Origin of the sequence: Stutzerimonas chloritidismutans AW-1, assembly GCF_000495915.1 — a bacterium.
Classification (GTDB): Bacteria; Pseudomonadota; Gammaproteobacteria; order Pseudomonadales; family Pseudomonadaceae; genus Stutzerimonas; species Stutzerimonas chloritidismutans.
On the sequence record NZ_AOFQ01000056.1, the window covers coordinates 78,428 to 103,093 of the forward strand.

22 protein-coding genes, 3 tRNA genes and 1 pseudogene are annotated in these 24,666 nt (G+C 60.8%); 6 read left to right on the forward strand and 20 right to left on the reverse strand.

Going from position 1 to position 24,666, the window contains the following annotated elements:
• Positions 1-394: 394 nt before the first annotated feature.
• Both F753_RS42895 and F753_RS42900 read right to left on the reverse strand, forming a co-directional pair.
• Positions 395-471: transfer RNA gene (locus F753_RS42895), tRNA-Asp, on the reverse strand.
• 37 nt (positions 472-508) lie between these two features.
• Positions 509-584 (reverse strand) — tRNA-Val (locus F753_RS42900).
• 257 nt (positions 585-841) lie between these two features.
• On the opposite strand from F753_RS42900, the gene F753_RS42905 reads away from it, so the two are divergent.
• Positions 842-1,486, forward strand: coding sequence for a type II secretion system protein N (locus tag F753_RS42905; RefSeq protein WP_023446348.1), 645 nt, complete (start codon positions 842-844; stop codon positions 1,484-1,486).
• Between the two features lie 3 nt (positions 1,487-1,489).
• Positions 1,490-3,427 (forward strand): type II secretion system secretin GspD, encoded by a 1,938-nt coding sequence (gene gspD / locus F753_RS42910; protein ID WP_014820546.1) that lies wholly within the window; start codon positions 1,490-1,492, stop codon positions 3,425-3,427.
• A 68-nt stretch (positions 3,428-3,495) separates the two neighbouring features.
• Here gspD and F753_RS42915 read toward each other — a convergent pair whose 3' ends face one another.
• The 14 genes from F753_RS42915 to leuC form a co-directional block, all read right to left on the reverse strand.
• A complete protein-coding gene (locus F753_RS42915) occupies positions 3,496-4,707 on the reverse strand; it encodes an O-succinylhomoserine sulfhydrylase (protein ID WP_023446349.1) in 1,212 nt (403 codons plus the stop codon).
• A 48-nt stretch (positions 4,708-4,755) separates the two neighbouring features.
• The gene (gene purF, locus F753_RS42920) at positions 4,756-6,261 is read right to left on the reverse strand and encodes an amidophosphoribosyltransferase (RefSeq protein WP_023446350.1); all 1,506 of its coding nucleotides are present in this window, start codon (positions 6,259-6,261) and stop codon (positions 4,756-4,758) included.
• 71 nt (positions 6,262-6,332) lie between these two features.
• The gene (locus F753_RS42925) at positions 6,333-6,878 is read right to left on the reverse strand and encodes a CvpA family protein (RefSeq protein ID WP_014820548.1); all 546 of its coding nucleotides are present in this window, start codon (positions 6,876-6,878) and stop codon (positions 6,333-6,335) included.
• A gap of 98 nt (positions 6,879-6,976) precedes the next feature.
• Complete coding sequence (locus tag F753_RS42930) at positions 6,977-7,597, reverse strand: SPOR domain-containing protein (RefSeq protein ID WP_023446351.1); 621 nt, start codon at positions 7,595-7,597, stop codon at positions 6,977-6,979.
• The gene (folC, locus tag F753_RS42935; RefSeq protein WP_023446352.1) at positions 7,581-8,885 is read right to left on the reverse strand and encodes a bifunctional tetrahydrofolate synthase/dihydrofolate synthase; all 1,305 of its coding nucleotides are present in this window, start codon (positions 8,883-8,885) and stop codon (positions 7,581-7,583) included. Before folC ends, F753_RS42930 begins: the two co-directional genes overlap by 17 nt.
• A complete protein-coding gene (accD, locus tag F753_RS42940; RefSeq protein WP_014820551.1) occupies positions 8,882-9,775 on the reverse strand; it encodes an acetyl-CoA carboxylase, carboxyltransferase subunit beta in 894 nt (297 codons plus the stop codon). The genes folC and accD overlap by 4 nt, the downstream gene beginning before the upstream one ends.
• Before the next feature lie 203 nt (positions 9,776-9,978).
• Complete coding sequence (locus F753_RS42945) at positions 9,979-10,602, reverse strand: phosphoribosylanthranilate isomerase (RefSeq protein WP_031298139.1); 624 nt, start codon at positions 10,600-10,602, stop codon at positions 9,979-9,981.
• Positions 10,603-10,691: 89 nt separating this feature from the next.
• Positions 10,692-11,552, reverse strand: a complete 861-nt coding sequence (gene truA / locus F753_RS42950; RefSeq protein ID WP_031298141.1) for a tRNA pseudouridine(38-40) synthase TruA — start codon at positions 11,550-11,552, stop codon at positions 10,692-10,694.
• A 2-nt stretch (positions 11,553-11,554) separates the two neighbouring features.
• Entirely contained in the window at positions 11,555-14,317 is a 2,763-nt protein-coding gene (locus tag F753_RS42955; protein ID WP_023446355.1) for a motility hub landmark protein FimV, read from the reverse strand.
• 144 nt (positions 14,318-14,461) lie between these two features.
• Positions 14,462-15,472, reverse strand: a complete 1,011-nt coding sequence (locus F753_RS42960; RefSeq protein ID WP_023446356.1) for an aspartate-semialdehyde dehydrogenase — start codon at positions 15,470-15,472, stop codon at positions 14,462-14,464.
• Positions 15,473-15,607: 135 nt separating this feature from the next.
• The gene (gene asd, locus F753_RS42965) at positions 15,608-16,720 is read right to left on the reverse strand and encodes an aspartate-semialdehyde dehydrogenase (protein ID WP_003301359.1); all 1,113 of its coding nucleotides are present in this window, start codon (positions 16,718-16,720) and stop codon (positions 15,608-15,610) included.
• A gap of 54 nt (positions 16,721-16,774) precedes the next feature.
• Positions 16,775-17,857, reverse strand: a complete 1,083-nt coding sequence (leuB, locus tag F753_RS42970) for a 3-isopropylmalate dehydrogenase (RefSeq protein WP_023446357.1) — start codon at positions 17,855-17,857, stop codon at positions 16,775-16,777.
• Between the two features lie 96 nt (positions 17,858-17,953).
• Positions 17,954-18,601, reverse strand: a complete 648-nt coding sequence (leuD, locus tag F753_RS42975) for a 3-isopropylmalate dehydratase small subunit (protein ID WP_003301356.1) — start codon at positions 18,599-18,601, stop codon at positions 17,954-17,956.
• Between the two features lie 11 nt (positions 18,602-18,612).
• Positions 18,613-20,040 carry a 3-isopropylmalate dehydratase large subunit gene (gene leuC / locus F753_RS42980; RefSeq protein ID WP_023446358.1) on the reverse strand — a complete coding sequence of 476 codons (1,428 nt, stop codon included), beginning with the start codon at positions 20,038-20,040 and terminating at the stop codon, positions 18,613-18,615.
• Between the two features lie 153 nt (positions 20,041-20,193).
• Between leuC and F753_RS42985 the strand changes: the two genes are divergently transcribed.
• Entirely contained in the window at positions 20,194-21,069 is an 876-nt protein-coding gene (locus F753_RS42985) for a LysR family transcriptional regulator (RefSeq protein WP_023446359.1), read from the forward strand.
• 57 nt (positions 21,070-21,126) lie between these two features.
• Here the strand turns inward: F753_RS42985 and F753_RS42990 are convergent, their stop codons facing one another.
• Complete coding sequence (locus F753_RS42990) at positions 21,127-21,573, reverse strand: Hsp20 family protein (protein ID WP_013982514.1); 447 nt, start codon at positions 21,571-21,573, stop codon at positions 21,127-21,129.
• 129 nt (positions 21,574-21,702) lie between these two features.
• Here F753_RS42990 and F753_RS42995 point away from each other — a divergent pair.
• Positions 21,703-22,468: pseudogene (locus F753_RS42995) on the forward strand (SDR family oxidoreductase).
• Positions 22,469-22,473: 5 nt separating this feature from the next.
• On the opposite strand, the gene F753_RS43000 reads toward F753_RS42995, so the two are convergent.
• From F753_RS43000 to F753_RS43010, 3 genes are all read right to left on the reverse strand, one after another.
• Complete coding sequence (locus tag F753_RS43000; protein WP_023446361.1) at positions 22,474-23,448, reverse strand: tRNA dihydrouridine synthase; 975 nt, start codon at positions 23,446-23,448, stop codon at positions 22,474-22,476.
• An 80-nt stretch (positions 23,449-23,528) separates the two neighbouring features.
• Positions 23,529-23,828 (reverse strand): hypothetical protein, encoded by a 300-nt coding sequence (locus tag F753_RS43005; RefSeq protein ID WP_023446362.1) that lies wholly within the window; start codon positions 23,826-23,828, stop codon positions 23,529-23,531.
• A gap of 28 nt (positions 23,829-23,856) precedes the next feature.
• Entirely contained in the window at positions 23,857-24,177 is a 321-nt protein-coding gene (locus F753_RS43010) for a hypothetical protein (protein WP_031298146.1), read from the reverse strand.
• Positions 24,178-24,328: 151 nt separating this feature from the next.
• On the opposite strand from F753_RS43010, the gene F753_RS43015 reads away from it, so the two are divergent.
• Together F753_RS43015 and F753_RS43020 are read left to right on the forward strand one after the other, a co-directional pair.
• Complete coding sequence (locus F753_RS43015; protein WP_023446364.1) at positions 24,329-24,511, forward strand: hypothetical protein; 183 nt, start codon at positions 24,329-24,331, stop codon at positions 24,509-24,511.
• 65 nt (positions 24,512-24,576) lie between these two features.
• Positions 24,577-24,653, forward strand: a tRNA-Met gene (locus tag F753_RS43020).
• Positions 24,654-24,666: the final 13 nt, after the last annotated feature.

Consider the following 24,666-nt stretch of genomic DNA (forward strand, 5'->3'; position numbering starts at 1 on the left):
AAGCGTACAGATCTCCCAGGGTAATTCGCGCGACCTTCCTGCTTATGCCTGTCGGATCTACGTCGCAGCGTTCCGTGCAAGTATCGGGCTTTGGCGATTATGGCCACCTCACCCCGCTGCGCCGCCTCATCCGCTTCCTGTTCGTCAGGCCAGCATTTTGCCTCGGGCTTCCTTCAGATTCGCAGTCGCCCGCGACACCCTTGCCTTCAGCTAACACTTCCCCTTGCCGGGTGTGTAGAGGACTTTCACCTCCAAGTCGCCAGGCTCACCACCACAGTGAACCCGACAGCGCCAGTCACGGCGCTACGCGCCATGCCTGGCGCACCACAAAAAAAGCTGCCCTTGGGCAGCTTCTCTTGTCTCATCACTTCTAAAGGAAGTGAGCGGAGGGATATGGCGCAGCGGACGGGACTCGAACCCGCGACCCCCGGCGTGACAGGCCGGTATTCTAACCGACTGAACTACCGCTGCGCGTCGGCCGGACTTTCGTCCGAAATCTCACAAAGGTTGGTGGCTGATGACGGGATCGAACCGCCGACCCCCTGCGTGTGATGCAGGTGCTCTCCCAGCTGAGCTAATCAGCCGATCGCCTTGCGAGGCGCGCAATTTACTCAGCCCCCTACGCTAAGTCAACAATAACATTGAATTTTTTTTATGGAACCGTGGTCAACAGGAGCTGCCGCGTCACTTTGTAACCTTGGTCCTGCACCATCGATTCGCCAAGAGCACCTGTAAATTCGCTGCGGCGTCCGCGAAAGTGTTCTAAAAGTGCTGTATCGCCTGACAGAGGCAACCCGCGTACTAGGGAACCGAACAACAAAAGCGCCACGGAGTATTTCGCTTGCCACTGCCGGGAAAACTGGACAACTACCGCCGCTACGTCCCACTCATCATCAGTACTGTGCTGCTCTGCGTGTTCGCGCTCTACCTCGCGATGCAGATCGAGCAATGGATGAACCTGTCTCGCGCCCCTACCCCCACCGACGTCTATGAACAACAAGCCGGCAATCTGGGTCAGCCCGATATGCAGCGGCTGGAAATACTGTTCGGCTCGGCGGCCCCTTCTGACTCCTACGCGCCCACCGCGGCTGCCAGCGGCTTTACCCTGCGCGGCAGCTTCGTGCACATGGATCCGCAGCGCTCCAGCGCCATTGTTCAAGTCGACGGGCAGCCGCCACGGCTCTACTGGCAGGGCGAAGAGCTGGCCAGTGGCGTCAGTCTGCATCAGGTATACCCTGATCGCGTGGAGCTGGCGCGCAACGGCGCCGTCGAAGTGCTGCATTTTCCTCAGGTACGCTCGCCCAGCTACATTCCCGAGGAGATGACCGAAGCGCCCTATCAGGATCAACCACCCTATGCCGAGCCACCGGACGAGGAGACTCAGCTGATGCAGCAGCAGATGGACGCCTTGCGTCAGCAGCTGGAAGAAGCCGTCAACCAACCCGATGCCGCCCCCGCCAACGATCAGCCCACGGAAGACAATTGACCGATGCCGAAGCCTTTTTCGCGCCCGTTGCTTGCCCTGCTCGCCACCGGCCTGCTGGCCGCCCCTCTGCCTTTGCTTGCCGTCGAACCCGGTATCGAGCCAAGCCCCAATCAACAGGACGGCTGGACCATCAATCTCAAGGACGCGGATATCCGCGCCTTCATCGATCAGATCAGCCAGCTCAGCGGACAGACGTTCATCGTCGATCCGCGAGTGAAGGGGCAAGTCAGCGTGGTATCCAATGCCACGCTGTCGCTGAGCGAGGTGTATCAGCTGTTCCTCTCGGTCATGGCGACGCACGGGTTCAGCGTGCTGACCCAAGGCGATGTCGCCCGAGTAGTTCCGAATGCAGAGGCCAAGGCCGAAGCCGGCAGCGGGCCTACCGGCGGCGACCAATTGGAAACACGGGTGATCCAGGTGCAGCACACTTCCGCGGCCGAACTGATACCCCTGATCCGCCCGCTTGTCCCACAGTTCGGCCATCTTGCTGCGGTGTCGTCGGCCAATGCACTGATCATCAGTGATCGCAGCGCCAATATCGCGCGCATTGAGGACCTGGTGCGCCAGCTCGATCGCGCTGAGAGCAACGATTACGCCGTGCTCAATCTGCAGCACGGCTGGGCGATGGATATCGCTGAAGTGCTGCGCAACTCGCTGATGCGTGGTGATGCGAAAACCACCTCCGGCGTGCAGATCATCGCCGATTCACGCACCAACCGATTGATCTTCATTGGCCCCAGCGAGGCCCGAGGCAAGCTCGCGGCACTAGCCCAATCGCTCGACACGCCAACCACGCGTTCGGCCAACACGCGCGTTATCCGTTTGCGCCACAACGATGCGAAATCCCTGGCCGAGACCCTGGGTGATATTTCCGAAGGTCTGAAAAACCCCGAAAGCGGCGAATCCGCCACCACTGCCCGACCGCAAAACATCCTCATCCGCGCCGACGAAAGCCTGAACGCGCTAGTCCTTCTCGCTGATCCAGAGCTGATCGGCACTCTGGAAAGCATCGTTCGCCAGCTGGATGTTCCCCGCGCACAGGTCATGGTCGAAGCGGCTATCGTCGAGGTTTCCGGCGACATCACCGACGCCCTCGGCGTGCAATGGGCGGTCGACGCGCGCGGAGGCACTGGTGGAGCCGGTGGCGTCAGCTTTGGCAACACCGGTATTTCGGTCGGCAGCGTGCTCAATGCCATCAACGAGAACGAGATCCCGGAGAACCTGCCCGACGGCGCGATCATAGGCGTTGGAACTCGCAGTTTCGGCGCGCTGATTACCGCACTGTCGTCCAACAGCAAGAGCAATCTGCTGTCGACGCCGAGCCTGCTGACGCTGGATAACCAGGAAGCTGAGATTCTTGTCGGCCAGAACGTCCCGTTCCAGACGGGCTCCTACACCACCGATGCGGCGGGCGCGAACAACCCCTTCACCACCATCGAGCGCCAGGACATCGGGGTGACCCTCAAGGTGACTCCGCACATCAACGAAGGCGCCACGCTACGCCTGCAGATCGAGCAGGAGATCTCCTCGATAGCGCCCAGCGCCAGCCTGACGGCCCAGGCGGTGGACCTGGTGACCAACAAGCGCGCCATCAAAAGTACCATCCTTGCCGAAGATGGCCAGGTCATCGTGCTTGGCGGCCTGATTCAGGACGACGTCACCCGCACCAACGCCAAGGTGCCGCTACTCGGAGACATTCCGTTTCTGGGTGCCCTATTCCGCTCGACTCAGGAAACCCACGTCAAACGCAACCTGATGGTGTTTCTGCGACCTACGGTCATTCGCGACCGTGCCGGCCTGGCGGCTCTTTCCGGGAAGAAATACAGCGATATTCGGGTCATCGAAACGGATTCGGCCAGCCCGAGCATCCTGCCGGCGAATCCCGCGCAGCTGTTCGACGGACGGGGCGAGCCCGCACCGGCTATCGATCTGCGTCAGTGAAAAAAGGACACAAGCGTTCGTGCCCGACCTGCTTGGGCAGGCCGGGCACGGCATCCTGATGAGTTGATCTAGAGCGCTGCGAGACCGCGAGCCAGATCGGCCTTGAGGTCAGCGACATCTTCCAGCCCCACCGCTACCCGAATCAGACTGTCCGAAATGCCTGCGGTCGCGCGATCCTCGGCGGACAGCCGACCATGTGTGGTCGAGCCTGGATGGGTAATGGTGGTCTTGCTATCGCCCAAATTGGCCGTAATCGAGATCAGTCGAGTCGCATCGATGAAGCGCCAGGCGGCCTCCTTGCCTCCAGCAACCTCGAAGCTCACCACCGCACCGAACCCCTTCTGCTGACGCTTGGCCAGCTCGTGCTGTGGATGGCTGGACAAACCCGCATAGTAGACGCGCTGGATACCGGGTTGCTCCTCGAGCCATTCGGCAAGCTCCTGAGCGCTGGCACAGTGCGCCTGCATGCGCAGCCGCAACGTTTCCAATCCCTTGAGGAAGACCCAGGCATTGAACGGACTGAGCGTCGGGCCGGCGGTACGCAGAAATCCGACCAGTTCCTTCATCTGCTCGCTGCGACCTGCAATCACACCGCCCAGGCAACGGCCCTGGCCATCGATGTACTTGGTCGCGGAATGAATGACGATATCGGCACCCTGTGCCAGCGGCTGCTGCAATACCGGTGTGCAGAAGCAGTTGTCGACGGCCAACATCGCGCCCTTGGCGTGGCAAAGCTGCGCCAGTGCGGCAATGTCCACCAACTCTGCCAAGGGATTGGATGGCGATTCGACGAACACCAGCTTGGTGTTCTCCTTGAACGCGGACTCCCAGGCGGCAAAATCGGTGAGCGGCACATAGTCGACCTGCACACCGAAACGCTTGAAGTACTTCTCGAACAAGGAAACGGTGGCGCCGAATACGCTGCGCGAGACCAGCACGTGATCGCCTGCCGAGCACAGGCTCATCACGGTGGCGAGGATGGCCGCCATGCCGGATGCCGTGGCGACCGCCTGCTCTGCGCCCTCGAGCGCCGCCATACGCTCCTCGAACGCACGGACGGTGGGATTGGTGTAACGCGAATAGACATTGCCCGGCACGTCACCGGCGAAACGCGCCGCAGCATCGGCGGCACTGCGAAACACGTAACTGGAAGTGAAGAACAGCGGCTCACCGTGTTCGGCTTCCGGTGTGCGCCGTTGCCCGGCGCGTACCGCAAGCGTATCGAGCCCGACGCCTTGAAGATCGCTGTCCAGCCGTCCGGCATCCCATTCAGTCGTCATAGCTCTTACCTCGGCCGCGGGCAGCCGAGGCTGCCACGCCGGCATGAATCAGTTGTTGTAGAGATCGATGATGGCGCTGACCGCGTTCGTCTTGACCTTGCTCAGATCATTGCGCGCCTGCTCGATCTTGTGCAGATAGGCTTCGTCGATATCACCGGTGATGTAATTGCCGTCGAAAACTGCACAGTCAAAGTTGTCGATCTTGACTTTGCCGCCACCAACGGCGTCGACGAGGTCTTCCAGATCCTGGTAGATCAGCCAGTCGGCACCGATCAGCTCGGCGACCTCTTCGGTGGTGCGGTTGTGCGCGATCAGCTCGTGGGCACTGGGCATGTCGATGCCATACACGTTCGGATAGCGGACCGCCGGCGCAGCGGAACAGAAGTAGACGTTCTTCGCCCCTGCCTCGCGCGCCATCTGAATGATCTGCTTGCAGGTGGTGCCGCGCACGATGGAGTCATCCACCAGCATCACGTTCTTGCCACGGAACTCGAGATCGATGGCATTGAGCTTCTGCCGTACCGATTTCTTCCGCGCGGCCTGGCCGGGCATGATGAAAGTACGACCGATGTAGCGGTTCTTGACGAAGCCTTCGCGGAACTTCACACCGAGGCGATTGGCCAGCTCCAGCGCAGCGGTACGGCTGGTGTCGGGAATCGGGATGACCACGTCGATATCGTGCTCTGGACACTCGCGCAGGATCTTGTCCGCCAGCTTCTCACCCATGCGCAGCCGAGCCTTGTAAACCGAGACACCATCCATCAGGGAGTCGGAACGCGCCAGGTAAACGTACTCGAAGATGCAGGGTGCAAGTTTCGGCGCATCCGCGCACTGGCGGGTGAAGAGCTTGCCGTCAGCCGTGATGTAAACCGCTTCGCCCGGCGCCAGGTCGCGAATCAGGGTAAAGCCGAGCACGTCGAGCGATACGCTTTCGGAGGCGATCATGTACTCGACGCCTTCGTCGGTATGGCGCTGGCCGAACACGATCGGGCGAATCGCATTGGGGTCGCGGAAGCCGACGATGCCGTAACCGGTGACCATCGCCACTACCGCGTAGCCACCGCGGCAGCGCTCGTGAACCTTGCTCACCGCGGCGAAGACGTCCTCCTCGGTCGGCTGCAGCTTGCCGCGCACGGCAAGTTCGTGGGCGAACACGTTGAGCAGCACTTCCGAGTCGGAGCTGGTATTCACATGGCGCAGATCCGACTCGTAGATCTCCTTGGTCAGCTGATCGACATTGGTCAGGTTGCCGTTGTGCGCCAGGGTAATGCCGTAAGGCGAGTTGACGTAGAACGGCTGTGCCTCGGCGGAACTGGAGCTACCCGCGGTGGGGTAACGGATGTGGCCGATCCCCATGTTGCCGACCAGGCGCTGCATATGGCGCTGCTGAAAGACGTCGCGTACCAGGCCGTTATCCTTGCGCAGAAACAGCCGGCCGTCATGGCTCGTGACGATACCGGCTGCATCCTGGCCGCGGTGCTGCAGTACGGTAAGCGCGTCATACAGCGCCTGATTGACGTTCGACTTACCGACGATGCCGACAATGCCACACATGCAAGGAACCTCTCAGTTATTACAGGCAGACCGGATACGACGGCAGGCCGAGCATCCGTAGAAAAAGGGACTCAACCGGGCGGGTTGAGTGATCCGGCGAACCACTGGCCGCTGAACCCTAGAATGAGGTTCTTTGACCAGTCGGCGATCAGGAGAAAGTGCGGCAATAACGTCGACTCGCGCCACCAGAGGTCCTGCTCGACCGGAGCCAGGCTCAGCAACCCTGCAAGCACCACCACCAATAGACCACCCCGTGCCGCACCGAACACCATGCCGAGAAAGCGATCGGTGCCGGACAACCCCGTCACTCTGATCAGCTCGCCAATCAGAAAATTAACCAGTGCTCCTACCAGCAAGGTAGCCACGAACAGCAACGCGCAGGCTGCGATGACTTGCGCCGACGGCGTGCTGATGTACTCCGCGAGATGGTGGGACAACGCACCACCGAACATCCATGCGACCACACCGGCAACGATCCAGGTAACCAGCGAAAGCGCTTCTTTCACGAAACCACGCTTCAAGCTGATCAGGCTCGATACTGCAATGACGGCGATGATGGCCCAATCGACCCAGGTGAATGCCACGATGTCTTCTGCAATGGGGAAAAGGCGGCGCATTTTAGCAGAGCAGGAGCGCCAGGAATACGCGCTGACTACCCGACGGCAACTCCGCAGCCCGGGCCTGTCGTCAGTACCCCGGCCAGCGCTTCAACGATTCAGCTTCCTTCCGGCTTGAAACGAACGACGAAGCCATCGAGTTTCTGCTGGCGCTGCAACACATCGCGAAGCCGATTCGCTTCGCTGCGCTCCACCAGCGGTCCGACGAAGACGCGATTCATACCATCCGCAGTGCGGATGTAGGCGTTGTAGCCCTGCGAACGCAAGGTCTGCTGCAGGCTTTCGGCGCTGGCGCGATTGGACAGGCTGGCGAGTTGGATCGACCAGCTGACCGGCAGGTTGTCGTTATCAAGCCGTGGCTCGTCTTTCGCCGCCTGCGGTTGTTCCACCGGCGGCTGCGCAGCTGGCGCAGGCTCGCTCGGAGCGACCGGCACGATCGGCTCCGAAGCCTGCTCACCGACGGGTGATGCCGCTTCTGCCTCGGCACCTTCCTCGATGATCTCGAAACCTTCAGGCTCCGACGCCGGCTCTGGCACTTCGACCTCCTGCATCTCGATTTCAGCCGGTGCCGGTGCAGCAGGGATGGTGGGCGCATCGACGGTGACGTGGCGCAGATCGTCCTCACGATTGAACAGCATCGGCACGAATATGACCGCCAGCGCAATCAACACCAGAGCGCCAACCATACGCTGCAGCAATCCCTTATCCAGCATCGCCATTCAACTCTCCCCCGCCCCGTTGTTCCAGCCAGTCAAGCGCCGCCGCCACGCAGTAGAACGATCCGAAAACCACTACTTCATCATCGGCTTCGGCCTTCGCGCATTGAGCATCGAGCGCCTGCTCGAAGCTCGCATACTGGCTGACCGACGCGCCCCGCTCAAGCAGCGCTGCAGCCAATTGTGTAGCTGATTGCGTTCGCGGCGTAGGCAGTGGAGCGACGGCCCAATCAGCGATGCAGGAGGACATCGCTTCGAGCACACCGTTGAGATCCTTATCCGCCAGCAGACCAAAAACAGCCAAGCGACGACCATCTACTGGCCGCTGCTCAAGGCGTTGCGCGAGGTAGCTTGCAGCATGAGGATTATGTCCAACGTCCAGCAGCAGCGAGATCTCGCGGCCGCGCCAGCTGATCTGCCGACTATCGAGGCGCCCTACAACGCGTGTCCGCTGAAGCGCCGCGGACAACGCCGCCGGCTCCCATGGCAAGGCAAGCGTGGCATAGGCTTGCAGGGCAAGTGCAGCGTTCTCCATCGGCAATGACAGCAGCGGCAGGTCATGCAGCTCCAACGGCTCGCCGCCAGGCCCGACGCCCCGCCAATGCCAGGAGTGGGGATCAAGCGCCAGGTCGAAATCTCTTCCGCGCAGAAACAGCGGTGATTTCAGGGACTCTGCGTGCTCAAACAATGGCCCCGGAACATCCAGATCGCCACAAAGCGCGGGGACTCCGTCGCGCATGATCCCGGCCTTTTCATACGCAACGCTGTCGCGGGTATCACCCAGCCAATCGGCATGATCGAGTCCGATATTGGTGATCACAGCCAGATCCGCGTCAATGACGTTGACGGCATCGAGACGACCACCAAGACCGACTTCCAGTACCACGGCGTCGAGCCCGCTCCGCTCGAACAGCCAGAAGGCTGCAAGTGTGCCCATTTCGAAATAGGTCAGCGAAACCTCGCCTCGCGCCGCCTCCACCGCGGAAAAGGCCTGGCAAAGCTGGTCATCGCTGGCCTGGTGCCCGTCGAACTGAACGCGCTCGTTGTAACGCAGAAGATGCGGCGAGCTGTAGCTACCGACCTTGTATCCCTGACTGCTCAACAGAGCAGCGATGAACGCGCAGGTAGAGCCTTTGCCATTCGTACCCGTGACGGTAATCACCAGCGGAGCCGGCCGTGTCAGACCAAGCCGCCCCACCACCGCTCGGACCCTGTCCAGGCCCATGTCTATGGCAGTGGGATGCAGCTGCTCAAGATAGGCGAGCCAGTCGGCCAGACTCCGACCGGTCATGCAGTAGCCGTTACCTGGGCGGGTTCCACCGGGCTTGGCAATTTCTGCATCTGGGCCAGCAAGCGCGACAAGCGAGTACGCAGTTCGGAGCGATGAATGATCAGATCGATAGCACCATGGTCCAGCAGGAACTCGCTGCGCTGGAAGCCTTCCGGCAGTTTTTCTCGTACGGTCTGCTCAATCACTCGCGGGCCGGCGAAGCCGATCAATGCCTTGGGCTCGGCGACGATCACATCACCAAGCATCGCCAGACTCGCAGACACACCTCCGTAGACCGGATCGGTCAGTACGGAGATAAACGGCAGGCCCTCTTCACGCATGCGGGCCAGCACGGCGGAAGTCTTTGCCATCTGCATCAGGGAGATCAGAGCCTCCTGCATCCGGGCACCGCCTGACGCGGAGAAGCACACCAGCGGACAACGCTTTTCAAGAGCAACATTGGCGGCCCGCACGAAACGCTCGCCAACGATTGCTCCCATGGAGCCACCCATGAACGAGAATTCGAATGCACAAGCCACGACCGGGATGTTGACGACCTTTCCGCTCATTGCGATCAGCGCATCTTTCTCGCCGGTCTGCTTCTGTGCTGCAGAGAGGCGATCCTTGTACTTCTTGCTATCACGGAACTTCAGGCGGTCGACCGGCTCCAGCTCGGCAGCGATCTCTTCGCGGCCCTCGGCATCGAGGAAGATATCGAGCCGGCTACGGGCATCGATGCGCATGTGATGCTGGCACTTGGGGCAAACATCGAGCGTCTTTTCCAGCTCAGGGCGGTATAGAACCGCCTCGCAAGAGGGGCACTTGTGCCAAAGGCCTTCGGGGACCGAGCTCTTTTGCGTCTCCGACCGCATGATCGAAGGGATCAGTTTGTCTACCAGCCAGTTGCTCATGCTCTTGTTCTCCAAAGCTTCAGTCCCGAGCGCACTCGCGCTGCAGGCAGATTCATTGTTGCGACCACGCGTATCAGGCGCTCTTGGTCGCGTGAGCGATGCGCCTATCGGCGCAGCCGCGAAACTCCGACTCCTTCAGGCAAGGAATCACGCTACTGGTCTCACCAGCGACTCGTTACTGGACGGCAAAGGCTGCCCAGGCGTCACATAGCCGATCGAACCCGACCGACAAAGGCCATCACCTTGGAAGCATCCTTGACGCCCTTGCTCGCCTCCACCCCGCCGCTGACATCCACTGCGTACGGACGAACCTGGGCAATGGCTTGCTGAACGTTCTCGGAGGTCAGTCCACCTGCCAGAATCAGCGGCTTGGCCAGCGCCGCCGGGATCAGCGACCAATCGAAGCGTTCGCCCGTCCCACCCGGCACCCCTGCCACGAAAGTATCCAGAAGGATGCCGCTGGCATTTGCATAACGCGCGACTTGAGCCTCGATATCCTCGCCGTTCCCTACCCGTAGCGCCTTGAACCACGGCCGATGAAACCCCTCGCACTGCGCCGGTGTTTCATCGCCGTGAAACTGCAGCATGTCCAACGGAACGGCGTCGAGTATCTCGTTGATCTCGCAGCGGCTGGCGTTTACGAACAGGCCTACCGTCGTGACAAACGGTGGCAATGCCGCGACGATCTCACGCGCCTGCCGCACATCGACGGCACGCGGACTCTTGGCATAGAAAACCAGGCCGATGGCATCGGCGCCCGCCTTGGCTGCTGTCAAGGCGTCGTCGACGCGAGTGATCCCGCATATTTTGCTGCGAACGACTGACAACGGATGCTACCTGCCAAAAAGGAAACCGGATGGTAACAAAAGACCTGCCACCTGCAAGCGAATAGGCAAAACGGCTCCCGCCTAATTCATTAGCGCCGAACGTCCGGCAAACCCGACAGGAAGTGTGGACCGAGATAGCGCTTCGGCAGCTCGAACTCTTCGGGATAATCGACCTCGATGAGATAGAGCCCGTACGGGTGCGCTGTCACTCCGCCCGTTCGGCGCACACGAGACTCCAGCACTTGCGCAGCCCATTCCACTGGCCGCTCACCCGCACCAATGGTCATCAGAACGCCAGCGAAGTTGCGCACCATATGATGCAGAAAGGCATTGGCCCGAACATCTATGACGATCAGCCGGCCGTGCTCCAGCAGCTCCAGGTGATGAATGGTTTTGATCGGCGACTTGGCCTGACACTGCCTGGCCCGGAAGGCACTGAAATCATGTGTTCCCACGAACGTCGTGGCAGCGGCACGCATACGCTCGATATCGAGTGGGCGATGGTTCCAGGTAACCTCTTCGGCCATGTGCGCCGGCCGTATCTGATCGTTGTAGATCACATAGCGATAACGACGAGCCATCGCGCTGAAGCGCGCATCGAAATGACGCGGCATCTCCTTCGCCCAGGTGACGCTGATGTCGGATGGGAGGTTCATGTTCGCGCCCATCACCCATGCGTGCATGGTTCGCGAGACCGGCGTGTCGAAGTGCACGACCTGCCCGCTGGCATGGACCAATGCGTCTGTGCGACCTGCACAGCTCAGCGTGACGGAGTGACCACCCGCCACTTTGGTCAACGCAGTTTCGAGTGATTCCTGAATGGATGGCACACCGGCGCGCTGACGCTGAAATCCGCGATAGCGCGATCCCTTGTATTCGACGCCAAGCGCGATCCTGGAAACGCCGACGGCAGCCATTTCGGCTGCCGTTTGGGGTACTGCTTGGGTCATGATCAGGCTAGTTTGGCGAGCATTTCTCGCGCCTCTTGCTGCTGGACATCGCTACCCTCGGAAATCACTTCATCCAGGATGTCGCGTGCACCTTCAGCGTCGCCCATGTCGATATAGGCTCTGGCGAGATCCAGCTTGGTGGTAGTTTCGTCGGTGTCGGAGAAGAAATCGAAGTCGTCCTCCCCACCGCCGTCGGCGTCAGTCGTAGCCAAGTTGTCAGCAGGAGCAGTGGCCGGCTCCTCCAGTTCCTTGGACAGATCATCCAGATCAGCCTCCACCTCGTTCAGCTTGTCGGCAAAGGTTTCCGGTTGCGCCTCAAACTCGGGCTCATCCAGCGAAATATCGAACCCTTCGGGCAAATCGTCGCTCGGATTCGCTACAGGCTCCGACAGTTCGAAATCGAGATCATCACTTTCAAACGCAGCAGGACCTTCAACCGGCTCCTCGTCGAGATTGAGCGAAAACTCTGTAGGGGCTTGCTCCGTTCCTTTGTCGCTGTCCAGATCGAACGAGAAATCGGAAAGATCGTCCTGCTCGGCGTCTTGCGCAGACTTATCTTCTGCGAGATCGAAGGAGAAATCGCTGGCTGCAGGCGAGGTCTCACGCTCGGTAACCGGCTCATCCAGCGTCAGGTCGTCGAAGTCCAAAGAGTCGTCCGCAGGTGCAGCCGGACGCTCCTCGTTCAGATCGATGTCCAGATCATCCAGGCTGAGGTCGAATGCATCGTCCAGATCCTGCCCTGCCGCCGGCGCGGCCGGCTCGTCGAGCTGCAGATCATCAAGGTCGAGGCGGTCCATGTCCATATGAGTGGCGGCGACAGCTGCCGAGCCTCCGATCGCCGCGGCCATGGCGGGATACTTGTACTTCAGCTGCTCGACTTCGGTGGTAGCGCCGCCGATTTCACGTAGCTCAGCTTCTTCACGGGCGAAGCCATCGCGATTGCCTAACTCCGCATACACTTCCATCAGCTTCAGCCGGAGATCGCTCCGCTGAGGCTCGTCATTAAGGGCGTTTTGTAGCAGTTCTGCAGCCTGATTGAAGCGGCCGTAAGCGATGTAGATGTCCGCCTCGGCCAATGCATCACCTGTAGTGGAAGTCAGCTCATCCGACGCAGCCGGAGCGTCGGCATGGAAGGAAGTCGGTTCAAGTTGATGCTCCTGTCCCAAATCGACGTACGCTGGCGATTCCACTCGCAGATCGTCGACCGTGTCATCCGCCATCAGACTTTCCTGCAGCTCCGCCTCTTTCATCGCATTGCGGCGCGAAAGAGCCATCAGACCCAGCAGTAACAGCAACAGGGCACTACCGCCGACGACACCGAGCAGCAAAGTGTTGGACAGCAGATCGTCAATCAGGCTCTTGGGCTCAGGCTCAACAACAGGTGCGACCGGTTTCGCTGGGCTGGCTGGCTTTGCAGCAGGCTTGGACGCCGCAGACTGCTCGGCCGGTGCCGGAGCTACGACTGGAGCAGGTTCCTGCCGGGTATCAACAGCAGAATCAGCCTGGGTGTCACCGTCAGCGCGGGCCGGCTCTTGCGTGCTACCTTCAGTTACCTGGGGCTCTGTTTTTGCGGCAGCAGGCTGGCTGGCGTTGGCGTTGGCGTTGGCGTCCAGCGCCGGGGCCTGGCCTTCGGCACCGACCTGGGCCTGCAGCTTGGCAAGCTGGTCATCCTTGAGCTGCATAAGCCGTTGCAGCTTTTCCAGCTGCCCCTGTAGATCATTCAGACGATCCTTGAGGTCGTCGTTCTCACGACGGCTGGAGTCCAGACTCTCCTGGGTCACCGCCAGCTTGTCACGCAAGGCCTGGCCGCCTTCGGCAGACCCGGTGTCGGAGCCGGCAGTTTCCTTGCCCGCATCAGCCGCCACCAGGCGGAGGCTGTCACGAGACTCGCTACGCGACGGTGCTGCTCCAGCTTCAGTACGACGGGTCGCGTCCAGTTGGCGAGCGCCTGCAACCGCGCCACCACTACCCTGTCGCCATGCCGCGTTCTGCTCCGCGACCTGAGCGATCGCTTCGGCCTGAGAGCGAGTCGATATCTGCTCGGCATCCGGCAGACGAAGTACCTGCCCGCTCTTCATCCGGTTGATATTGCCGCCAATGAAAGCATCAGGATTGAGATCCTGAATAGCCAGCATCGCCTGATGAACCGTTCCATTGCGACGATTGCGCTCCGCGATCTCCCAGAGAGTGTCGCGCGCAGAAGTCTTGTACTCGCTACCGCCGCTCTGCGGCGCGCTTACCGGCTGAACTGCGGTCGAGCGCGTTGTAGACGGACGAGCTGGCGCAGAGCGTACTGGCTCTACTGTTCGGGACGGAGCGGAAATGGGCAACTGCGGTGCTGCGGCCGCTGCGGTTTCCGGTGAATAGAGTGGCGGATCGAGCAGCAGGGTGTACTCACGGAGCAGGCGCCCACTGGGCCAGAGCACCTCTACGAGAAAATTGAGATAGGGTTCGCGTACCGGCTTGCTGGACGAAACCTGAATGACGCTCTTTCCGTTCGGACGCAGCACTGGAGTGAATTTCAGGTCCGTCAGAAAGTACTGGCGATCAATACCGGCGCGATTGAATTCTTCGAGCGAGGCCAATACCGGGATCACCTCCCCGGGCGCCAGGCTGTTTGCATCCAGCAGCTCGATTTCCGCGATCAGCGGTTGATTCAATGACGACTGAAGCGTGACCTCTCCCAACCCAAGCGCGTGGGCCATTTCTGTAGTCAGCGCGGTAGCAGCCGCGATTGCCAGCACCAGATTGCGAACCCGAACCATTATTTAATCCCTTGTTTATCTTTTTCTCGAACTACGAGAGGGTCTTATGTCACTGCCCGCGCCACCTGGCGGTGGCTCCCCATCAGCGATAAGCCGTTCAGCGCATCGGCTAGAAATATTCTTTGAATTACCAGTAAGTATCTTTTACAGATAGTCTTTTATCAACAACTCACCAGACTGCACAGCGTTTAGTGCCGCGCCTTTTCGCACGTTATCAGACACAATCCACAAATTGACTTCCCGTGGATCACAGATGCCTCTGCGAAGTCTTCCAACATAGATCGCCTCCTGCCCGACTGCGTCACCAACCGCCGTCGGATAGTCGTCCGACTCCACCAGCTCAACCCCTTGCGCCGCGTCGAGAGCCGCAGACAGCGCTGGCATATCGGCCTCGACGCCACCCTGCAACGAGACGATGAGGCTCTCTCCAAAGAACACCGGAGCTTGAACGAACGTAACAGAGACGGCGAGTTCAGGCATATCCAGAAGCTGACGAAGCTCTTCAACCAGACGCCGTTCCTGCGCTCCATATCCTTGCGCGTCGACCGCCTCGGCTTGTGCGAGCATATTGAAAGCCATCTGCCGGCCGAATATTCGGGGCTCCAAAGGTCGCGCATTGAGCAATTCAGATGTCTGCCGGGCAAGCTCCTTCACACCTGCCGAGCCACGGCTGGACACTGGCAGACAAGCCGTAACAGTCACGCGATGCAAATCCAGCTGTTGCCGGATCGGCTTCAATGCAATGGCCAGAGCGACCGCTTCAGGCAGTGGACTGGCAATGGCGCGCTGATCGGGCAGTGAATCGAGCAGCCCGCCGTTAACCTCTGGCACCACGCAAAGCTGCTGCTTGACGGGAATCGAGCCTGACAGATCGACGATTCGGCAGCCTGCCGCTACTGCCTTGACGTGACACTCGCTCACCAATTCCGAAGCACCGACCAGAAACACCAGCTGCGCCCGATTGAAGTCGAAGCGATCCGCCTCGCCTACACGCAGATTCCGGCCCTTGAATGGCACCGTGTGCCCGACATCCTCGCTGTCACCCAACAGATACAGCTCGGCAACCGGAAACGCACGCTCCTCGAGCACCTCGACCAGTGCTTCGCCTACCAGGCTGACCGCACCTACGACCGCAACACCGACACCTGTGGGCATCGTCACCTCCACGCACTAAGGACCGGCACTGTAGCGAAATGGCAGACCACTGCAACCAGCGCCGCCGAGCGGCACATCGCATAAACGAAAACGCCGCGAACAAGTCGCGGCGTCTGGCACTTCATCGAGAGCGCATCAACGCTCCAGCAGGATACGCAACATGCGCCGCAGCGGCTCCGCGGCGCCCCACAGCAGCTGATCGCCCACGGTGAACGCGCCCAGGTAGTGCGAGCCCATGTTGAGCTTGCGCAGACGGCCGACCGGCACGCTTAGCGTTCCGGTGACTGCGGCCGGACTCAGCTCCTGCATGCTGGCATCACGATGATTCGGCACCAGTTTGACCCAGGGATTGTGCTGGCTGATCAGCCCTTCGATATCGGAGATCGGCACATCCTTGTTCAGCTTGATGGTCAGCGCCTGGCTGTGGCAGCGCATGGCACCCACGCGCACGCAGATGCCGTCAACCGGGATCGGACTCTTGAATCGACCAAGGATCTTGTTGGTCTCAGCCTGCGCCTTCCACTCTTCGCGGCTCTGGCCATTCGGCAACTCCTTGTCAATGTAAGGAATTAGGCTGCCGGCAAGCGGCACGCCGAAATTGTCGACCGGAAATGCTTCGCTGCGCTGGGTTTCAGCCACCTTACGGTCGATATCCAGAATCGCGCTGGCGGGATTGGCCAGGTCATCGGCCACGGCCGCATTGATTGCACCCATCTGCTTGATCAGTTCGCGCATGTTCTGCGCGCCGGCGCCGGAGGCTGCCTGATAGGTCATCGCGCTCATCCACTCGACCAGACCGGCTTCGAACAGACCGCCAAGGCCCATCAGCGCCAGGCTGACGGTGCAGTTGCCGCCGATGTAGTTCTTGGTGCCGGCATCCAGTTGCTGGTCGATCACGCGACGATTCACCGGATCGAGCACGATCACCGCATCGTCCTGCATACGCAGCGAGGACGCCGCGTCGATCCAGTAGCCCTGCCAGCCCGCTTCACGCAGCTTGGGGAAGACTTCATTGGTGTAGTCGCCGCCCTGACAGGTCAGGATCACATCGAGGCCTTTCAGCTCGTCGATGCTGTAGGCGTCCTTCAGCGCAGCGGTTTCCTTGCCAATATCGGGGCCCTGGCCGCCGACATTGGAAGTGGTGAAGAACACGGGCTCGATCAGGTCGAAATCCCGCTCTTCCAGCATCCGCTGCATGAGCACGGAACCGACCATACCGCGCCAACCGATCAGACCTACACGTTTCATCGCAACTACACCTATAGAAAAAGTGGCCCGCGCAGATTAAGGCGGGCCAGAAGATTACAACTTCGCGAGGGCCGCGACTACTGCATCGCCCATCGCCTGAGTACCGACCTTGGTACAGCCTTCCGACCAGATATCACCGGTACGCAGGCCCTGATCGAGCACATCACTCACCGCCTGCTCGATGGCATCGGCTGCCGCTACCTGATTGAAGCTGTAACGCAGCATCATCGAAACGGACAGGATGGTCGCCAACGGATTGGCAATGCCCTGGCCAGCGATATCCGGCGCTGAACCGTGGCACGGCTCGTACATGCCCTTGTTGCCCGCATCCAGCGAGGCGGACGGCAGCATGCCAATGGAACCGGTCAGCATCGATGCCTCGTCGGAGAGGATGTCGCCAAACATGTTGTCGGTGACGATCACGTCGAACTGCTTCGGTGCGCGCACCAGCTGCATTGCCGCATTGTCGACGTACATGTGGCTCAGCTCGATCTCGGGATAGTCCTTGGCCACTTCCTCAACCACAGCACGCCACAGCTGGCTGGACGCCAGCACGTTGGCCTTGTCCACCGAACAGAGCTTCTTGTTGCGCACCATCGCCATGTCGAAGCCGACCTTGGCGATGCGACGGATTTCGCTTTCACTGTACGGCAGCGTGTCGTACGCCATGCGCTCACCGTTCTCCAGCACCTTGCTTTCGCGCGGCTTGCCGAAATAGATGCCGCCGGTCAACTCGCGAACGATGAGGATATCCAGACCGGCCACGATCTCAGGCTTCAGCGACGACGCATCGGCCAGTTGCGGGTAGAGCAGTGCAGGACGCAGGTTACCGAACAGCCCCAGCTCGGAGCGAATCTTCAGCAGACCGCGCTCGGGACGAATGACCGGATCGATCTTGTCCCACTTCGGGCCTCCCACCGCGCCAAGCAGAATGGCATCGGCAGCACGTGCACGCGCAAGGGTTTCGTCGGCCAGCGGCACGCCATATTTGTCGACCGCTGCGCCACCCAACTCGTCATAGCTCAGCTCGAAGTCCAGCTGGAACTTGTCATTGGCCAGCTGCAGAACCTTGACCGCCTCGGCCATGATCTCCGGGCCGATACCATCACCGGGCAGAACCAGAATCTGTTTACTCATCACATTCCTCGATTTTCACTTGGGTGGACGCCGTTGTGTTCATCCACCGAAACCCTGCAAGTGGATGGATGACGCATCATCCACCCTGCCCTTATCTCACTTGATGGCGCCGAACAGCCATGGCTGGCTCTGCTGGTGACGGGTCTCGAACGCCTTGATCGCGTCCGCGTCTTGCAGCGTCAGGCCGATATCGTCGAGGCCGTTGAGCAGGCAGTGCTTGCGGAAGGCATCGACTTCAAAGTCGTACTGCTTGCCGTCCGGGCGTGTCACGACCTGCGCAGCGAGGTCCACGGTCAGCTGGTAGCCTTCGTTGGCTTCGGCCTGTGCGAACAGCTCATCGACTTCCTCTTCCTTCAGCACGATCGGCAGCAGGCCGTTCTTGAAGCTGTTGTTGTAGAAAATGTCGGCAAAGCTCGGCGCGATGATCGTACGGAAACCGTACTCCTCCAGGGCCCACGGCGCGTGCTCGCGGGAGGAGCCGCAGCCGAAGTTCTCACGCGCCAGCAGCACGCTGGCGCCCTGGTAGCGCGGGAAGTTCAGCACGAAGTCCTTGTTCACCGGACGCTGCGAGCAATCCTGATTCGGCTGACCGACGTCCAGGTAGCGCCACTCATCGAACAGATTAGGGCCAAAGCCGGTGCGCTTGATGGACTTGAGAAACTGCTTCGGAATGATCTGATCGGTATCGACGTTGGCACGATCCAGCGGACAGACCAGGCCGGTGTGTTGGGTAAAGGCTTTCATCCGTTATCTCCTCAGGCCTGGACCAGTTCGCGTACATCGATGAAATGGCCGGTTACCGCCGCAGCGGCCGCCATGGCCGGGCTGACCAGGTGTGTGCGGCCACCAGCGCCCTGACGCCCCTCGAAGTTGCGGTTGGAAGTCGAGGCGCAATGCTCGCCGCTGCCCAGCTTGTCCGGGTTCATCGCCAGGCACATGGAGCAGCCCGGTTCGCGCCACTCGAAGCCAGCCTCGACGAAGATCTTGTCCAACCCTTCAGCCTCGGCCTGCTGCTTCACCAGGCCGGAGCCCGGCACCACCATGGCCTGCTTGACGTTCGCCGCCACCTTGCGCCCTTTGGCGACCTCAGCCGCGGCACGCAGGTCCTCGATCCGCGAGTTGGTGCAGGAACCAATGAACACGCGATCCAGCTTGATATCGGTGATCGGCTGGTTGGCCGCCAGGCCCATGTACTTCAGCGCACGAACGATGGAATCGCGCTTGACCGGGTCGGCTTCAGCGGCGGGGTCCGGCACGCTCTGATCGACAGCCAGCACCATTTCCGGCGAAGTGCCCCAGCTGACCTGCGGCTTGATGTCCTCGGCCTTGAGCTCGACGACGGTGTCGAACACCGCGTCGACATCGGAGACCAGGCCTTTCCACAGCTCGACCGCCTTGTCCCAGTCGTCGCCCTTCGGCGCGAACGGACGCCCTTCGACGTAGGCGATGGTCTTTTCATCCACCGCCACCATGCCTACGCGGGCACCGGCTTCGATGGACATGTTGCAGATGGTCATGCGCCCTTCCATGGACAGATCGCGAATCGCGCTGCCGGCGAATTCCAAGGCATGGCCGTTACCGCCAGCGGTGCCGATCTTGCCAATCACCGCCAGCACGATGTCCTTCGCGGTGACGCCGAACGGCAGCTTGCCTTCGACGCGCACCTGCATGTTCTTCATCTTCTTGGCGACCAGGCACTGGGTGGCGAGCACATGCTCGACCTCGGAGGTGCCGATGCCGTGGGCCAGCGCGCCGAAGGCGCCGTGGGTGGAGGTATGCGAATCACCGCAAACCACGGTCATGCCGGGCAGTGTCGCGCCCTGCTCCGGGCCGATGACGTGGACGATGCCCTGACGCACGTCGTTCATCTTGAATTCGAGGATGCCGAAGTCATCGCAGTTCTCGTCCAGCGTCTGCACCTGGATGCGCGAGACCTCGTCGGCGATAGCTTCCAGGCCGCCCTGACGCTCGCCCTTGGTGGTCGGCACGTTGTGGTCCGGCGTGGCGATATTGGCGTCGATGCGCCATGGCTTGCGATTGGCCAGACGCAGACCTTCGAACGCTTGTGGCGAAGTCACTTCATGCAGGATGTGGCGGTCGATGTAGATCAGCGACGAACCATCGTCGCGACGTTTCACCTCGTGCATTTCCCAGAGCTTGTCGTAGAGCGTCTTGCCGGCCATCGGACTTTTCCTCATCTGCTTTCTATGCGGGGCGAATAGCCCTTGCGCTTATGGGGACGATGCTAGGGACTTGCATTCAATTACTCAAATTCATATTTTTCATCCCAAGCATTCCCTACAGGAATCCAAATCATCACCGGATAGAGATCGTTCATGGACCTGGCCAACCTCAATGCCTTTATCGCCATCGCGGAAACGGGCAGCTTTTCCTTGGCCGCGGAGCGCCTGCATCTGACCCAGCCTGCAGTCAGCAAACGCATCGCCGCATTGGAATCGCAGCTGGACGTGCGCCTGTTCGACCGGCTCGGCCGCGAGATTGGCCTGACCGAGGCAGGAAGAGCCCTGCTGCCGCGGGCCTATCAGATTTTGAATGTACTGGACGACACCCGCCGCGCCTTGACCAACCTCAACGGCGACATTGGCGGCCGGCTGAGCCTGGCGACCAGCCATCACATCGGCCTGCATCGCCTGCCGCCCTTGCTACGCGCGTTCACCCGCGTTTATCCGCAGGTCAGCCTGGATATTCGCTTTCTCGATTCGGAAGTCGCCTACGACGAAGTGCTGCATGGCCGCGCCGAACTGGCGGTCATCACCCTGGCGCCGCAGACTGCCGAGCCGGTCCGGGCAATGAAGGTATGGGACGACCCGCTGGATTTCGTTGTCGCGCCCGAGCACCCGCTGGCGGGCAAGGCGGATATTCGTCTGGCCGATGTCGCCGGCCATCCTGCCGTCTTTCCCGGCGGCAACACCTTCACTCACCACATCGCCCAGCGACTGTTCGAGCGTGAGGGCCTGACGCCCAATATCACCATGAGCACCAACTATATGGAGACCATCAAGATGATGGTCTCCATCGGCATTGCCTGGAGCGTGTTACCGCGCAGCATGCTCGACGAACAGGTGGTCAGCCTGCCTCTACCAGGCATTCAGCTGACCCGGCAACTTGGCTACATCGTGCACAGGGAACGCACCCTGTCCAATGCGGCCAGAGCCTTCATGGCGCTGCTGGATGCTGAACGCGGTGACTGACCAGACGAGACAACTACAAGAAAGGGCGCCCTATGGCGCCCTTCTCTCCCTTGCAGATCAACCCTCCAGCGCGGGCCGCTGATCGGCATTGATCGGGATGCGCTTGGGCTTGGCCTCTTCCGGCACCACGCGCACCAGGTCGATGTTGAGCAGGCCACTGTTCAGCGCAGCGCCTTTCACCTCGATGTGGTCGGCTAGCCGGAACGACAACTTGAACGCCCGCTGAGCGATACCCTGATGCAGATAGGTGACATTCTCGGCCTCGCTTTCGCGCCGCCCGCCACTGATGGTCAGCACACTGCGCTCGACCTGCAGATCGAGGTCGGACTCCTCGAAGCCGGCGGCTGCGACCACGATTCGATACTGGTCGTCACCGTGTTTCTCGATGTTATAGGGTGGATACGAGCTGCCGGTGTCGTTGCGCAGCGCGGACTCGAACAGGTCATTGAAACGATCGAAGCCCACGGATTGCCGGAACAGAGGGGCCATGGGGAACGAACTCATGATAAACCTCCTGAATCAGCGAGTTGAAACTGGCAGGACCCGACTTCGGCATCCCGCTGAGCCCTAGATGGGAACCGTTATGCAGATTTCAAGGCACAGAAAATGAGCCTGCCGACGAGAGGTAACACCATGTCCAGAGTCATGCTGATCACAGGTGCCAGTCGTGGTATCGGCGCCGCCACTGCCCGGCTGGCGGCCCACCAGGGCTACGCACTGTGCCTCAACTATCACCAACGCGAAGACGCGGTGAAACAGGTGCTCGAACAGGTCCACGCTGCGGGCGTATCGGCAATCACGGTCAAGGCTGATGTCGCCGACGAGGGTCAGGTGGTGCAGATGTTCGAGATGATTGATCGCGAGTTCGGCCGCCTCGATGTGCTGGTCAACAACGCCGGCATGCTCGAACAGCAGATGCGCCTGGAGCAGATGGACGCCGCCCGCTGGACGCGCGTGCTCGGTGCCAATGTCATCGGCAGCTTTCTATGTGCACGCGAGGCGATTAAGCGCATGTCCAATCAGCATGGCGGCCAGGGTGGTTCGATCATCAACCTGTCCTCGATCGCCGCGCGACTTGGCGCGCCTGGGGAGTACATCGACTATGCGGCGGCCAAGGGCGCCATCGACAGCATGACGGTCGGGCTGGCCAGGGAAGTGGCCGGCGAAGGCATTCGGGGGAATGCGGGACGACCCGGTGAATGCGGTACGACCCGGCGTGATCGATACCGAGATTCACGCAAGCGGTGGCGAGCCGGATCGCATCGAGCGGGTCAAGGCAAGCGTGCCCATGGGGCGCGGCGGGAAAGCCGAGGAAGTTGCCGAAGCCATACTCTGGCTCGCCAGTGAGCACGCCAGCTATACCACCGGCGCGTTGCTGGACGTCAGCGGCGGACGCTGATCGGCCTAACCCAGCGCCGCCACCGGAATTCCGACGGTATCGACGCCGAGCATCGCGTCGATCCGCGCGCAATCATTCTCCCGGCGCAGTGCGGCGAACAGCGCCACCGCCTCGGGGTAGTTGCGCGTAAGCAAGGCCAGCCACTGCTTCAGTCTGCCGGGCGCATAGCGTGGTGCGATCTTGCCCCGCGCCTGCTGCCAGAAGTCCACCAGCGTGGGTTGAAACTCTGCCCAGCTCATCTCGGCGATGCTTTGCCCCTGTTCAGCGGCGGCGATCTGCCGTGCCAGGTCTGGCCGCGAAACCAGGCCGCGGCCCAACATGATGTTCTCCGCGCCGCTGACCTCTCGACAGCGACGCCAGTCTTCCAGCGACCAGATATCGCCGTTGGCGTATACCGGCACCACGACGACTTCCTGCACGCGAGCCACCCATTCCCAATGCGCCGGCGGCTTGTAGCCTTCGACCTTCGTTCGCGCATGCACCACCAACTGCTCTGCCCCGCCGTCCACCAGCGCCCGAGCGCAATCGAGTGCACCGTCCGGGCTGTCGAAACCCAGGCGCATCTTGGCGGTGACCGGGATGTGCGCCGGCACAGTTCGCCGTACCTCACAGAGGATGGCGTGCAGCAAATCAGGCTCCCTGAGCAGGATGGCCCCACCGCGCGATTTGTTTACCGTCTTGGCCGGGCAGCCGAAATTCAGATCGATAGCAGGCGCACCCAGTGAGCAGGCATAGGCAGCGTTATCAGCCAGACAAGCAGGATCGGAGCCCAGTAATTGAACGCGCACAGGGGTTCCGGCGCGAGTAATGGCGCCAGTCTGCAATTCGGGTGCAAGTTTGCGAAAGCTGCTTTGCGGCAGCAGACGATCAGAGACTCGGATGAACTCGGTGACGCACCAGTCGACCCCACCCATCCGAGTCAGAACGTCGCGAAGGATTTCGTCGACCAGCCCCTCCATGGGCGCCAAAGCGATCTGCATACCAGGCCAATAGATGTTGAAAGGTTGGGCATTGTACGGATGCCCGACCGCTTTATGAATGTTGCGTGGCCGGTAGCGGGCTATTCTTCGATGGTCCCGCCAATGGTGTCGGTTCCCGTGGTAGCACCCATGCCGCCTGTGGTTCCGGTATTACCCGTTCCCATGGTACCCAGGTCACTGCCCTGCTGCGCCTTGTGGTCCCGACTGTCGTGGCCTTCCGACTTTTCCCTGTGCTGGTCGGAACGCTCGCTCGATTCAACTGAGCTTTCGTTTGCAGCTCCCGGACGACGAGTGTCATCGGCGTTCTCCGCCGAACCGGCATACGCCCCGGCAGAACCCGCCAGAAGCAATGCTGTTACCACTGTGAGTGCCCGATTCATGGCTACCTCCTATCGATGAACGACTGCGTTAATCACTACGTCTTTCCAATTTGGGACGGCGACGGTGCTCCATGTCGGTCTCATTGCCACCATGGCCGGGTTCGCCCGTGTCGTCGTACTGCTCCGCCGCTGGCTTCTTGGAGGATGCGTCACCTGCCTCAGACTGGCCTTGGTCATCCTCCAGATAGTCGATACCGCCGCCAATGCCCATCGAGCCATTGCCGGCGGCGCCGCGATCCGCCGCGCCCGTGTTCTGAGCCAACGGGATATCAGCGAACGGTAATTCCAGATCCTGCGCGCTGACTGTTGAAGCAAGCGCTGCAACCAGCACACCAAGCTGAATACGCATGTCCGACACCTCCGCATCATCCACTTCATACTTGGGCAGCGGCGATTCCAAGGAGTGCGCCGGCGAGCGACCGATGGCATGCCGGAACCGCTTTCAGCGAGCGGGGTCACAACCACAAGGACGAATATTGGATTCAAAGAGGAAGCTCCAGATGGAACCTGCGCTGATACTCCTGATGATGATCCTGGGTTGGCTGTCGGTAGCGCTCTCCATGCTCTGGGGCATGATGAGAATCGCTCGTCGCCATCACCTGCCGCAGGCTCGCCCGGCAATCAAACAGTGTCTGCCACACCAGCCAACAGCTCCCGGCACCCTGCCCTCATGGCACGCCTGACCGATATTTCCATCTGATGTCAAATAAACCCGTGACAGCCGCGTTTAAAGCTGTAGAATGCGCGTCGCGGGATGGAGCAGTCTGGTAGCTCGTCGGGCTCATAACCCGAAGGTCGTCGGTTCAAATCCGGCTCCCGCAACCAATTTAAAAGGCCA